This window comes from Pedobacter sp. Bi27 (assembly GCF_918698255.1).
Taxonomy (GTDB): Bacteria; Bacteroidota; Bacteroidia; order Sphingobacteriales; family Sphingobacteriaceae; genus Pedobacter.
Window position 1 is genome coordinate 129,026 of sequence record NZ_CAKKMW010000010.1, and the last position, 14,483, is coordinate 143,508.

At 43.0% G+C, this 14,483-nt stretch carries 7 protein-coding genes; 6 read left to right on the top strand and 1 reads right to left on the bottom strand.

The window, feature by feature from the left end; translation table 11 throughout:
• Position 1 precedes the first annotated feature (1 nt).
• The 6 genes from LQ227_RS24075 to LQ227_RS24100 all read left to right on the top strand — a co-directional run bounded on the left by LQ227_RS24075 (position 2) and on the right by LQ227_RS24100 (position 12,892).
• Positions 2 to 3,412 carry a hypothetical protein gene (locus tag LQ227_RS24075; RefSeq protein WP_230146225.1) on the top strand — a complete coding sequence of 1,137 codons (3,411 nt, stop codon included), beginning with the start codon at positions 2 to 4 and terminating at the stop codon, positions 3,410 to 3,412.
• Positions 3,363 to 4,814 carry an SGNH/GDSL hydrolase family protein gene (locus tag LQ227_RS24080; protein WP_230151557.1) on the top strand — a complete coding sequence of 484 codons (1,452 nt, stop codon included), beginning with the start codon at positions 3,363 to 3,365 and terminating at the stop codon, positions 4,812 to 4,814. The genes LQ227_RS24075 and LQ227_RS24080 overlap by 50 nt, the downstream gene beginning before the upstream one ends.
• Entirely contained in the window at positions 4,811 to 7,654 is a 2,844-nt protein-coding gene (locus LQ227_RS24085; RefSeq protein ID WP_230151560.1) for a hypothetical protein, read from the top strand. The genes LQ227_RS24080 and LQ227_RS24085 overlap by 4 nt, the downstream gene beginning before the upstream one ends.
• Before the next feature lie 222 nt (positions 7,655 to 7,876).
• Complete coding sequence (locus LQ227_RS24090; RefSeq protein ID WP_230151563.1) at positions 7,877 to 10,156, top strand: FAD-dependent oxidoreductase; 2,280 nt, start codon at positions 7,877 to 7,879, stop codon at positions 10,154 to 10,156.
• 22 nt (positions 10,157 to 10,178) lie between these two features.
• Positions 10,179 to 11,858, top strand: coding sequence for a sodium:solute symporter family protein (locus LQ227_RS24095; RefSeq protein WP_230146229.1), 1,680 nt, complete (start codon positions 10,179 to 10,181; stop codon positions 11,856 to 11,858).
• 110 nt (positions 11,859 to 11,968) lie between these two features.
• Positions 11,969 to 12,892: a DUF4886 domain-containing protein gene (locus LQ227_RS24100; RefSeq protein WP_230146230.1), complete on the top strand. Its 924-nt coding sequence runs from the start codon at positions 11,969 to 11,971 to the stop codon at positions 12,890 to 12,892.
• Between the two features lie 89 nt (positions 12,893 to 12,981).
• Here the strand turns inward: LQ227_RS24100 and LQ227_RS24105 are convergent, their stop codons facing one another.
• The gene (locus tag LQ227_RS24105; RefSeq protein ID WP_230146231.1) at positions 12,982 to 14,253 is read right to left on the bottom strand and encodes a hypothetical protein; all 1,272 of its coding nucleotides are present in this window, start codon (positions 14,251 to 14,253) and stop codon (positions 12,982 to 12,984) included.
• Positions 14,254 to 14,483 lie beyond the last annotated feature (230 nt).

Sequence of the window (14,483 nt, forward strand, 5' to 3'; positions counted from 1 at the left end):
CATGTACCAGAAAACCAGGCTATGTTTATTATTAACAGCATTCTTGTTTTTAACAACGGGAACTGTGATTGCTCAGCAAGAAAAAAGCCTGTTGCTGGGGACTGATTTTCAGTTTAAAGGCAAATGGTTTAATGAAGTCAATAAAGACGGCATCAGTGGTAGCATTTTAAGATTTTTAGAAGGAGAACAGGACAGTACATCTGATGCATTAACCGTGATGAATATCGGAAGAGCAGGTCGTTATGCCATCTGGATAAGGACCCCAGATTTTGATACCCGTCCTGGTACCCGGTTATTCCAGCTTTCGGTTGGAAATGCCAGGTTAAAAAAAGCAGGTGGACATGGAAAACCAGGATATGCCTGGGAGCGTTTAGGAAGTGCTGACCTAAAGGAGGCTGATGTGCTGTTGCGCCTCCATAATTTTAATTTTGGCCGCTGCGATGCTATTCTTTTTACGCAGGATAGCACCATCAATCCAAATGATATAGACAAGAAAACCCTTTTATCCTGGAAAAAGCTTCCTGTTATGCAGGAAACACTTACAGCGGAAAAGAAAAACACGAGTCCCGCACTTCAACTGGGCAAGACGGATAAGGTAATTGCAGGAATTGAAAACGAGGCCGTACGTGTGCAGTTTGTACGAACGGGAGCTGACCATAAGGCTATTGCTTGTAAAACAGAGATAAAAAAAGATGGGGCCTGGCAACAGGTAAGTACTGCAAACATTGAAGACCATAGGATTTTTTTAATCAGTACTAATGCCACCGCCATCCAGTTTAATAAATACTACCCGACCTGGGATAGCCAAAAACCAAATGCATATTTTGTTTTTAAGGGGAATAAATATGCAGTTTACCAGCCGGGAGCCGATCTCAATCCTTTTGAGGCGGGGAACCTAAGCGAGGCCATTCCCATAACAGCAGAAGCTGTAAATAAACAGACCATAAAAGTTCAATATGTGACCAGGAATGGTTCTGAAATAACCGGTTTGTGGACATTACATCCGGGGCAGCAACATATTGATCTGCGGTTGATCTGCAAAGTTGCCCAGCTAGGGTATTACAGTATGGGGATCGAAGCTTTTCAGGCTGTTTCCGATCAGGAGCTGGAAAGCGTGCTGATGGCACCCATGTTTCAGTATAAGCGGCTTTCTGACGGTCCGCAAATGATGATTACTTCAATGATGCAGCAACCCTTGGCTATTGTTTCTTCAAAAACAGGGCAAGGTATTGTTTCAAGTTATGTGGCAACAAGCCCTGAATTGTTTAAAAAGGATTGGGGTTCTGTAGACTATGCGCCTGCGGGTTTCACACTGAAGAACCACAATAACCAGATACAACCGGTTATGTTTTCTCCTGTTTTGGGAATGAATGATTCTAAATACCGTGCAGGCGAGCTGATTGACAGACGATTTATTATTGGTGTAAAGGCGGGCAACTGGGATTCGGCTATGGATTATGTATCGAAAGAAGTGTTTGAGGTAAAGGACTACCGGAAACAACAACAAGCTTCGCTTACCGATGCGGTATTCAATATGATTGAACTGGTAAAAAACGACAATGCTGCGGGATGGTCAACCAAGCTAAAAGGTTTTTTTGATATTGAAGGCGACCCTAAAACAGCACCTACAGTTGTAAATGCCACGCCATTGGCCAACATCGCGCTTTCTGTATTGCAGAATGATGAAGAATTTTACATTAGCCGGTCCTTGCCGACCATAGAATTTACGCTTTCAAGAAGCGGGTACCGATGGGCGACAGATATTGTTCCGACAGCCTATAATGCTACACGAAAAACGCTGGAGTTCAATCCGCTTACCTCTCAGTTCACCACATCTTATTACGTAGGATTGGATCGCATATTGGGCGGATTGAATCCCTGGCTGAAAAATATAGCACTACCGGGAGATAGCCTAAGGGTAGCAAAAGGCTATTCAACAGATTTCCATTCATGGAACCAGGCGCTTTGGGCATACCAGCTCACAGGACAGGCAAAATGGTTGCAACAGGCAAAAAAAGATGCCGATCTTTTTATTCAGCAAAAAATATATAACAATACCAGTACAGTATTGAGTCATGTGCCTTTTTACAATGCCAGTTTTTATCCGCCCTGGTGGGACCTGCTGGATCTCTATGATACAACAAAAGATAAAAAATACCTGAAAGCCGCAGAATATGGTGCACATTTTACCATTGCAGGAATACGCAGCTATCCTAAAGTGGAAGATAGCCTGCAAACAATTCACAAGAATAATCATTATGATGGTGTTACACACATCTGGTGGAAAGGCAACAAGCCTTATCGTTTAGGCTTTCCCCGGAAAAATGGCGATGTACAGGAGAAGAAAGTACCCGAATGGTTGGTATCGCCAGTGGGTTTGGGCCTGGAGCAGCCCAGTACTTATTTTACCCGAGTAAAAGATCAGACGGTCCGTCCGGTATTTATGAGTAGCTGGGCACCTCATTTGTTGCGCTTGTTCCAATACGAGAACAAACCCATCTACGAAACCTATGCCCGCAATGCAGTGATCGGTCGTTATGCAAACTATCCGGGCTATTACGGCACGGGTTTTACAGATATACCCATGTCGGTTGATTTTCCCTATAAAGGGCCAGATGTGAGTTCCATTTATTATCATCATATCCCACCACATATCGCTTTTAGCCTCGATTACCTGATCTCAGAAAGCATCCAGCGTTCGAATGGAAATGTAGTGTTTCCTTATAGCAAACAGGAAGGATTTGTCTGGTTTAACAATCGGGTATATGGTGGCGGAAAAGGAAAGATTTTTGGCGATCAGGAGGCCACACTATGGATGCATAAAGGGCTGGTAAATATTCAGCATCCAGGAATCAATTATGTTACCGCAATTTCGGATAAGAACTTCTGGATCCTGCTTTCCTCGGAAGCTGAGTCTGAGCAAAAAGTAGCTGTACAATGGACTGATGCTACGGCTGCGCTAACGGATGGGAAAGCCCTGGTTTATGCGCAAAGCGATCAGCAGGTCCCCCGGGATTTTAAAGCGGCTAAGATTGATGTTGTTGTCCCTGCAAAAGGATTCAGGGCCATTGCTATTCCCTTAAAGGCGACTCCCGTTACAAAGAAATCTCAGCCGGTAAAAGATGGCATGAAGGTGATTGATTTGGGGGCTCCCTGGGGGCATGTATTCTTGTTCCGTATCCGCTCTCCCTTTGGTTGGGATACTTGTTATGGATTTGCAGAAACGGCTCCTTTAAATGGATATTCCGTAACCGTTAATTGTAACAATCAGACTCAGGAAATAAAGCAGTACCCTTACGAATGGGGTTTTAACAAACTGGCGATGGGTGAGGACGCAAAACTGGAGCTCATTTTTAAAAGTAATGATGGGAAAACAAAATCAAAAAAGATTGTACTCAATGGTAATGAATAAAAAAGGTGTGAAAACTGCATTGCTTGGTTGTTTATTAATGTCTGTTACTGCATTTTCTCAAACCAGGCCTGATCGTGATAAGATTGCGGCCTCCCAGGCAGGGGCTTCTCCGCTTTATTTTGATGTTTCTGCAGCGAATATCCCGGTGATTGAAACGGGTGATTTTAACAATGAACTGGAATGCAATGCCAGGGCAGGCTTTCCGGGCTTCTTTGAAAAAGTAAATGCGGGTAAAAAGGTGGTGGTTGCTTTTATTGGAGGAAGCATCACCCAGGCAAATTTTGGTTATCGCCTTCAAACGGCCCGGTACCTGGAGCAAACTTATCCTCAGGCCAGCTTTCAATGGATCAACGCAGGTGTATCTGGCACGGGAACGGAGCTTGGCGCATTTAGAATCGATGAACAGGTACTCAGCCATCAACCCGATCTTATTTTTATAGAATTTGCCGTTAATGGTGCTTATGCAGCCGGGATGGAGGGCATAATCCGTCAAACAATCAGGAAGAACCCGAATACAGCTATTTGTTTGCTGTATACTATTTTAACCGGGCAAACTGCCTTTTATCAAAAAAATGACTTGCCCCCAAATATTAAGGGATTGGAACAGATTGCCGAGCATTATGACCTACCTTCTGTGAATTTAGGTGTGGAGGCAGCAAGCCTGGAAGCTGCGGGAAAGCTGATCTGGAAAGCGAACTCAGTTGATCAGCAGAAAATTTTGTTTTCTGAGGATGGAATCCATCCGACAACAGCGGGCGGGAACCTGTATGCGGCCGCCATTGCCCGTGCATTTAAAAAAATTGAGGCAGCAAAGCCTTTAAAAAAGAAGGAGCTGCCAAAACCATTAATTACTGCCGCATGGGAGGAGGCAACGATGGTAGATCCATCAGCTTTGCCGGTTACTGATAAGGGTTGGAGGGTGTTGCCAACAGATACTGATCCAGACCTTAAAAAATTCAGTCCCTGGTTTTTCAATGTACTTTCTGCAAATAAACCAGGAGCCACATTTAGTTTTCGTTTTGAGGGAGATATGCTGGGCGTATTTGATATTGGCGGACCAGAGGTTGGGCAACTGGAGTGGATCGTAGATGGGAAACCGGTAAAACTAAGCAGGGAAAAGGAGGGGAATTTTATTTATTACCAGGCAAAAGATACAACTACTGCGGATGTATTGAACAGATTCAACAGCTACTGCGATAACCGTTACCGTGGACAACTTGATGTAATTAAAGTGCCGCAGGGAGACCATTTGGTAAAGGTAACCCTGTCTGGCCGGAAAGCCAATAAACTCATGATACTGCCTGAAGACAAGAGAGGGGATATCATTCAACATCCTGAAAAATATGATCAGACAGTGATCTATTTAGGTCGCATCTTACTAAGGGGGACATTATTGAAATGAAACAGATCTTTAAATTAAAAAAGTATTTTAAATTCATTTGCTTTTCAATTGCGTGCTGTTTATGTATGCAGTCGAATGCGCAAATTATAAAAGATAATCAGGGCTTTAAAATTATCTCAAAAGACAAAACTTACCTGTTTAAGCCAGATTTTGTTGTTGTTTGGAATGAAAAGGATCCTGAACTTGCATTAAAACCTTCAGGCTTAAAAAAAGTATCTTACAATATTCCTACCTGGAAAACCAGCGACAGTAGCCTGGCCGATTATCGCCAACAAATTGTTAGTGCCAGTGTTGCCGGAGATGGATTTGACGATAAAATATTAAGAAGTGCGAAGCAAGATAGAACGGCCAATATCTATCACGCCGGAAAAACACATTTTCTTAGCGCCATTAAAACAATCAGTTCTGGAGATTCCATTCATTTTATCTTTCCCGAACACGCCTTATTTACGCTAAAAGCGTGGCTGGTTAAAAGTAGTTTGCCTTATCCTAAAATAGCGTTTTCGTTTACACCAAAAAAGAACGGTTTTTATAGTGTTGGGTATATCGGGGCGCCATCTTTTAAAAGTGATCATGTTGATGAAGTATGGCAGCCGCTGATCTGGACCGAAAAACGGGTTCCCCAGCAGCCCTATCTAACGCCCTCGTTTATGGCAACAATCCCTACTACACTGGTGAATGACGGGTATAACTCAATAGGTGTACTGGCTGATTCGAGGTATTTGCCTTTTCAACCTTTACCGCTTTTAACCAACAGCCAGTTTGGGATTGCACTTCTAAATAACAAATCAGCATTACAGCCCCAGGTTTTCGCCCCGATGCCAGGTGGTTTCAATTCTCAGATGAGTGCAGGGTATTCTTTTGAGTTTTCAATGAACCTTATTGTTGAGCCCTTGAGCATCACCAAAACATATGAGCAAATTGCAACAACTGTGTTTGGCTTTAAGGATTACCGGACCAATGCCACCGTTTCTATGAATACAACCCTGGACAATCTGATTGATTATTCAAAGACCCGCTATGCCTGGTTTATTGATAGCCTGAAAGGCTTTGCCTATGCTACGGATGTACCTGGCGCAGTAAAGAATGTTTCGAGCCTGAACCCGCTTGAATTGGCTATCGTGAGGGATGATCAGGAAATGTTTGATAAAAGGGCATATCCTTTAATGGAGTTTATGTTGTCGCGCGAAAAGTTCCTGTTTGCGATTGATAGCAACCAGAAAATTCAGTCTCCATCCAGAAAGTTGAGGGGGCCTATTGCGCCATTGTCCGAATTACAGGTTTTGTCTGATGTTTTTGGTGGGAACAACTCCTTTTATGCTACGATGGCAAAAAAAGAGTTCGGAACGGCGCGTGTCAGAAATCTTGATGAAGAGCAGAAAGGTCGCAACTGGGTCAATGCAATGTTTATGTTTAAACTGACATCCGATTCGGCTTATTTAAGTTTAAGCAAGACCCTGGCAGATAAATATCTGAAAGAAAGAGTAAATACAAGGTTAAAGGCGTTTGGTGATCCCTTGTTTAGTTCCAATTTCTTCTGGCCAACCTTTACCAATAACTGGTCAGCGCTTTTGGAGTTATATGAACTTACTGCTGATCGCCGGTATCTGGAAGCCGCACAGGATGGGGCCAGGCATTACACCTTGTTTACCTGGATGACACCCGCTATACCGAATGATGTGGTTACTGTAAATAAAGGAGGGAAAGCACCGATGTATTGGTACCTTAAATCAAAAGGGCATCATCAAATGTATTATCCTGAAGAAAAAGTGCCCGCGTGGAGGCTTTCTGAGATGGGACTTACACCAGAATCATCGGGAACTTCAACCGGGCACAGGGGTATTTTCATGTCCACTTATGCGCCCTGGTTGTTAAGGATAGGCTATCATACAAAAGATCCGTTTTTAATGAATGTAGCTAAAGCTTCGATTGTTGGCCGTTCCGAAAGTTTTCCGGGATATCATATCAATACGGAGAGAACTACAGCCTATGAAAAGGCCGATTTTCCACTCCACGAGCATAAAGACCAGAGTGTAAACTCTTTTCATTACAATCATATCCTGCCAATGGCTTCTATGTTTGTTGATTACCTGGTTTCGGATGCTTATGTGAAGAGTAGCGGCAGGATAGACTTTCCAAGCGATTATATAGAAGGATATGCCTATTTGCAGAACAAGTTTTACGGCGCTAAGAAAGGCCGGTTCTTTCAGTTCGAAAATGTGCAACTCTGGATGCCTTCCCGCCTGTTGAACACCGCTAATATTGCTTTAAACTATGTGAGTGCAAAAAAAGGAGATACACTTCTGCTTGCTTTTATGAACCAATCCGGAGCGGATATCAGCACCCGTGTTTCTGTAGATGCTTCAAGGGTAGATTTTTCAAACAGTACCGGAGTGCAGACTTTATATCCCTCAGTACAGGTTTTGGATTTAAAAGACGGTACTTTCCAGATCAATGTCCCTGCCGGCGGCATGACTGCCCTGGCTATTCCGGGCGTAAAAATCAGCAGTGGTTTTCAGGACCAGATCCTGAATGTGAAAAAAGACCAGAGAAGTGATTACATCAATATCCCCGAAGGAGAGGCAAAGGCATTATTGTTTAAGCTTGGTGCTTATGCCCAAAAACTTTTTGTATTTCTTCAGGAAGACGATACAAAATGGAAGAAGGCTCGGTTGGTCTACAAGATCAATGGAAGCAAGGAAAAGATTATAGATAAAAATGAATACCCATTTGAATTTACAGTACCTGTTGATAAAGATAAAGCGGTTAGTTTTTACCTTGAATTAACAGATGTCAATGGAAAATTGATGAGATCCAAAGAAACGGAATTAGGCAAATAATATTGATTCGGATATTCGACGGCGGTGCACCAGGATAATGATGCCAAAGGTAGAACCGCTGAGGGCTTTCGCCACAGGCTTTAAAGGATGTGGTCAGGCACTAGCGAAGGCTGGGGTTTGCATTTGAATAAGTTTTTAATATAGAAGGATTTCCCTCGTCGTCATTCAGAACAGACAATTGGAAAAGTATAACAGAAGGAAAGAAATAATACAGAATATTTTATGATAACAAATCAAGGAGGCGAAAAGAGGCAACTGCGATCTAACGAACTTGCGGCAGATCTTGCCATTATAGGCGGCGGAGTATCAGGAACCTGTGCCGCAATTACCGCTGCGAGGCAAGGTTTAAAGGTTGTACTGGTGCAGGACAGGCCCGTGCTTGGCGGAAATGCGAGCAGTGAGGTAAGGTTATGGATGCTGGGCGCTACATCACATATGGGAAATAATAACCGTTGGGCCAGGGAAGGTGGTGTTGTGGATGAGTTAATGGTCGAAAATATGTACCGGAACCCTGAAGGAAATCCGTTGATTTTTGATACGGTTTTGCTTGATAAAGTTATTTTAGAGCCAAATATTACCTTATTGCTCAATACCGGGGTTTATGATGTAGAAAAATCAGCCACAGATCAACTGAGCGCCATAAAAGCCTTTTGCAGTCAGAATTCTACAGAATATATCATACACGCACCACTTTTTTGCGATGCATCAGGAGATGGCATTGTGGCCTTTCTGGCGGGTGCGGCATTCAGGATGGGAGCAGAGGCCAAAGAAGAATTTGGAGAACAGTTTGCGCCTACAAAAGAATATGGCGAACTGCTTGGCCATAGCCTGTATTTTTACAGTAAGGATACGGGCAAACCCGTAAAGTTTGTAGCTCCTTCTTATGCGCTTGATGATATTACAAAAATCCCCAGGTTTAAAAATTTTAATGCCAGGGAGCACGGATGCAAACTTTGGTGGCTGGAGTATGGAGGAAGACTGGATACGGTACATGATACCGAAAAAATAAAATGGGAGCTCTGGAAAGTAGCCTATGGTGCATGGAACTATGTAAAAAACTCTGGCAATTTTCCCGAAGCCGAAAACCTTGCGCTAGAATGGGTAGGTACCATACCAGGCAAAAGGGAAAGCCGTCGTTTCGAAGGCGAATACATCATCAAACAACAGGATATCGTTAACCAGCAATTGCATGATGACGCTGTCGCATTTGGTGGCTGGAGCATAGATCTGCATCCGGCAGATGGGGTGTTCAGCGAGAAACCCGGTTGCAATCAATGGCATAGCAAGGGCATTTATCAGATTCCCTACCGCGCTTTGTACAGCCGCAACATCAGGAATCTTTTTCTGGCTGGTAGAATTATCAGTGCCACGCATGTTGCCTTTGGCTCTACCAGGGTTATGGCTACTGCCGCCCATGCCGCGCAGGCAGTTGCCATGGCAGCGAAGATCTGTAAAGACAAAAATCTGTTGCCAGCGGAACTCTATCATAAAGGATTTATTCCTGAACTGCAGACTGAGCTGCTGCGCAGTGGGCATCACATTCCAGAGCTTGTACTCCATGATGCGCTCGACCTTGTGCGCAATGCGCAGGTTACCGCATCCTCAGAACTGTCGCTGACAGGTCTTCCTGAAAGTGAATTGTTTAAGCCACTTGAGTTTTCTGTTGCACAGATGATCCCCTTAAAAGCAGGTGCAATAGGGGCTTTTGTTGTACATGCAGAAGGAGATGTGGCAACGGAGCTGGAAGTGGAACTTAGAATCAGCAGTAAAAAGAGCAACCATACGCCAGATTTGACTATAGATAAAGTTTTACTGCCAATAAATGTTGGGCGTAATTGCTTGAAGATCAGCTTTGATGCGGTAATGCCTGAGGAAAGTTATGCGTTTCTTACCTTTATGAAGAATCCTAATGTTAAACTGCAGTTCTCAGCGAAGCGCGTTACGGGGCTATTATCCGTGTTCAACGCCATTAATAAGGACGTATCCAATTATGGAAAACAAAGTCCGCCAGCGGATATCGGGGTAGATGAGTTTGAATTTTGGTGCCCCAAGCGCAGGCCCGAAGGGCACAATATTACATTTAACTACAAATCGGGCATCAATGCTTTTGGTGCTGCAAATGTTACCAATGGCATTGATAGGCCGGTCTCTGCTCCAAATGCGTGGGTGGCCGACTGGAAAGATAAAAATCCGGCACTAACCATCAGCTGGAAAGAAATCAAGACCGTTAAACGGATCGAGTTGTTATTTGATACTGATTTTGATCATCCGATGGAGTCTGTCCTGATGGGGCATCCGGAAAATGTGATGCCGTTTTGCGTAAGGAATTATGTAATTAAAGACGATAAAGGGACCGTTGTTTTTACTAAAACCGGTAATTATCAAACCAGGAACATCATTGAGCTAACTGAGCCTTTAAATACCAGGAGCCTAACGATATATTTGGAGCATCCTTCAGGTGATGTACCTGCAGCTTTGTTCTCGGTGCGTTGCTATCAATAATACTAAATAAAAGATAAATTAAATGGGAAAATTAGATTTTGTGGTAATGGCGGTTTTTGCCTTACTTATATTCGGTATCGGACTTACATTTACCCGCGTGGGTAGTAAAAGCGGACAGGCTTTTTTCGAAGCCGGGGGAGAAACACCCTGGTGGATTAATGGCCTATCCTTGTTTATCAGCTATTTTTCGGCCGGAACCTTTGTGGTTTGGGGATCTATAGCTTATAAACATGGGCTGGTTGCCAATGCAATACAATTAACAATGGCCATCAGTGGCTTAATTGTCACCTTTTTTATTGCCGGAAGATGGAAAAAAACAGGTGTTGCAACAGCAGCCGAATACATCGGCAAACGGTTTGGTGCGGCCGAAAAACAGTTTTATACCTATATGACCTTGCTGCTGAGCCTGTTTACTACTGCAGCTGTATTGTATCCGGTTGGTAAAATGGTGCATGTAGCTACCCCATACTCCCTAGAAACCTGCATTATTGTGATCGGATTGATCATTGTGGTATATACCGCTGCTGGCGGTTTATGGGCGGTTTTAGTAACCGACGTGGTTCAGTTTGTGATACTTACAGCTGCGGTACTGATTGTGATCCCTATTGCTTTTTCCCAGATCGGAGGACCGGCAAACCTCGCGGCAAAAGCGCCGCCACATTTTTTTGAACCTTTTAACCAGGACTATACCTTTGGGTTTATGCTGGCTTTTATTGTATATCAGACCTTTTATATCGGCGGAAACTGGTCATACGTGCAACGTTATACGAGTGTGTCTAACCAGAAAAACTCAAAAAAGGTAGCAGGTATATTTACCATGTTGTATTTTGTAAGCCCTTTTATCTGGATGATCCCACCGATGATCTACCGGGTGATCAATCCAAATCTTCAGGGACTGGAAAGTGAAGATGCATACATGATGTTGATCCAAAAAGTAATGCCGGCAGGTTTGATAGGACTTGTGCTGGCCGGAATGGTTTCTGCCACATCAAGTAAGGCCAATACAACGATTAATATGGCCTCGACTGTTTTTGCACAGGATATCTATAAAAACCTGCTCAGACCGAAAGCTTCAGAAAAAGAAGTGATCTGGATGGCCAGATTCTTTACCCTTGTTTTTGGCGTATTAACAATAATTGTTGCCATTTGGATTCCAAGTGCCGGGGGAATTGTTGAAGTGGTTTTAAGTACTGCCTCTATTGCAGGGGGAGCATTATTTGCACCGATCATCTGGACACTTTTTTCTAAACGTCAAACGGGATTTTCAGTCGTTACCGCCACCGTAGCATCATTGCTGATCAACCTGTTCTTTAAAGTAATTGCCCCTAGTATCTGGGGTTTAAAGCTCGACCGTACCATGGAAACATGCATGGGTATGGGCATTCCAATAGCGGTTCTTTTGTTTTTCGAAATATATTATACTGCTAAGGGGCATATTTCAATTAAGGTAGAAGAAATGGAGCAGGAAAAAGAGCTTACCGCGGTCCGGGTTGTAGATCCGGCCCTCCATATTGAGGCTGCAAAACAAAATAAATTCGGGATAGGTGTTATTGCACTTTCAATGGGTATTGTGGGGATAGGCATTGGGATACTTGGATATATCGCAAAGGACTTTTCAATCACCGTTATGGCTGTTGGCGGCCTAATCCTGATATCGGCAGGGTTAATATGGCGGGTAGCCAGTAAAAAGTTGGTTGTTTAAGGCAAACCGTACAAAAGTTTATGGAGTGGGTGCTTTTTTATTTTCAGGAGTAGGACCCTATAAATACATGAAAGCCCACCTAGGCGAAGTAAAAACAAAAATTTATAAATATGATACAATTCTTTTTAAAGTACAAAGGCAGCAGATTATTCATTTTTTTGCTTGCTTTTAGTCTTAATGCTTTCAGTCAAACCAATAACAATACATTACACTTATTTGTAATTGGAAATAGTTTTTCGCAAAATGCGACCAGTTTTCTGCCTCAAATGGCCAAAGAAATGGGTAAAAATTTAATTATTGGTAGGGCAGAACTTGGCGGTCATTCTTTGGAGCAACATTGGGGTTATGTAGAAAAATTTGAAAAGGATTCAACCGATGTTAAAGGAAAGCCATACGGAGGCAAATCGCTAAAAATGTTATTGTCGCAAGGTACCTGGGATGTAGTGACGATCCAGCAATATTCATATCTTTCCGGCGATTCATCAAGCTACAATCCATACGCAAAAAAACTGGTAGACTACATTAAAAAGCTTCAACCAAATGCAGAAATCGTGATTCACCAAACTTGGGCTTACCGTGTTGATGCAAAGAAATTTGGGAAAGTTGGGCCAGCGCAATTGGCTAAAAACCAGTTGGAAATGTGGCAAAAATCTCGTGAAGCATACCGCAAACTGGCGAAACAGTTTAATGCAAGGCTTTTACCTGTTGGCGATGCGTTTGAAGAAGTGGCAACCAATAAAAAATATGGCTATAAAAAGGATACAACTTTTGATTTTGAACATCCTGTTGCATCCAGTTTGCCCGATCAAACGCATTCTATCAATGTGGGCTATTTCTGGAACAAACAAGAATTGGCCTTTGATCCAAACCATGCGAATGATGCGGGGAAATATTTAGGCGGTTTGATTTGGTACGGGATACTTTTTAAAGATTCCCCGAAAAAAATAGGATTTAAACCCGCATCTGTTTCAGATGATTTTAAAAGTTATCTGCTTGAGGTTGCGAGTAAGGTTATAAAGGTTTCCAAAAATTGATTTTGTTTCTTACCGCTCCTTGCAGAATATGCTGCCTGATTTAATAAAGGAATGGAATTTCCCTGACCATTTGGCCAGGGAAACGCAATTTAATAAGATACAAGTGTTGTAATGCTTGATGCAGAAAGGTTAATGCCAAAGCTTCCGCCTGAAACCGCGAAACTGTTTGAGCCAAGATTTGTGGTGCTTGTTGTAAAATAGCGGTTAAATCCATTAACCGAAATCCCGGTATAGCTAAAGGGCTGATAAGTAACAGCTGCATTTTGGTTTATGATAACAAGTACTAATTTTGTTCCGCTTTTGTATGCGGTAACATAAACACCGGTACTTGGATTTGAAGTACAACTGATTTTGGTATATCCCGGGCGGACATATCTGGCGTAATGTGCCATGATATAACCTAATTTTTGAATATTGCCACTTTCACTGATAGGTCCGTAACTTCTTCTGATGTACCACCATACATACGCACTCCATCCTGCATTCATGCAATCATGGATCTCTTTGGCTGCTGTCATGGCATTTGGCCAATCTTCCCCGCTTATGCTCGAATTGGTATAATGTTCGGTCATCCACACTGGTTTGCCAATATTCCCCAGGTTATAAGGCGTTTTACCATAAATGTGGCCGCATACAAAACTGGTTTTTGATTTTGCAGTTGCATTACTGAGATAGGTATTAATATAAGTCTGGTTCATTTGAAATGGTTCAGGTGCCATAATCGGTGCGCCGCAATTGCTGCCCTGTGCAGCAACAAAGTCGGCTACTTCCGGAGCGGTAAGCTCCATAGATTCGTAGTTGACCTGATAATCCGGCTCATTCGTGGGACTAATGGCGGCGAGGCCGCCAACTGCACTATTAAATGCACTTAAATGTGCAGCATAGGCAGAATAAGAAGCTGTTTTGATTTTGCCACCTACTACGCTTCCATTGGTCTTCATCGATGCGGGTGCTGACCATGCTGAGGCGATGGCCGATCCTCCATATGACTTACATGCATCGATAGTTGCTTTTTCAGTAGCAAACTCTGCGGAGGAATTTGGAACACGTACGCGGACGATGCTTAAACCAATGCCGTTTGTAGGTGAAAATGCCGTACTTCTTTGGGTACTTGTCAAGTCCCCTGTCCATGCCACAATATTGGCTCCACCGAACCCTTTTATAGACTGTTGTACAGTAGAGGCATTAATTTCGGCGGTACCCTGTACAGCGAGCGCTGCCATGCTTCCGTTAACGGAGTCCGATCTGAGCGCTGCGGTCGTTTTTTGCGGAATTAACAGTTCTGCTTCGTTGATTTCATTTTTTGAACAGCCGGCAAACAATAGTGCTGCGATGAGCACATGTGAAATTTTGTTTCTCATAAGTAGATTTGGTTAGTGATTTAATTAATCAATTTTAAATAAATCAAGTGTTAGCGGATACTTCATATGGTTTTTTTTCTGACACATATGTTGAAAGACCGAGGCTTTGTCGCCCTCCCACATCAAGAGGATTAGCGTTGCTACATTTAACTAGGGGATTTATGTGTAAAATTTGAACAGAAAATTTAAATTTGAATAGAGGAGAAACGAGTGTTTGATGAGTCCTTTAA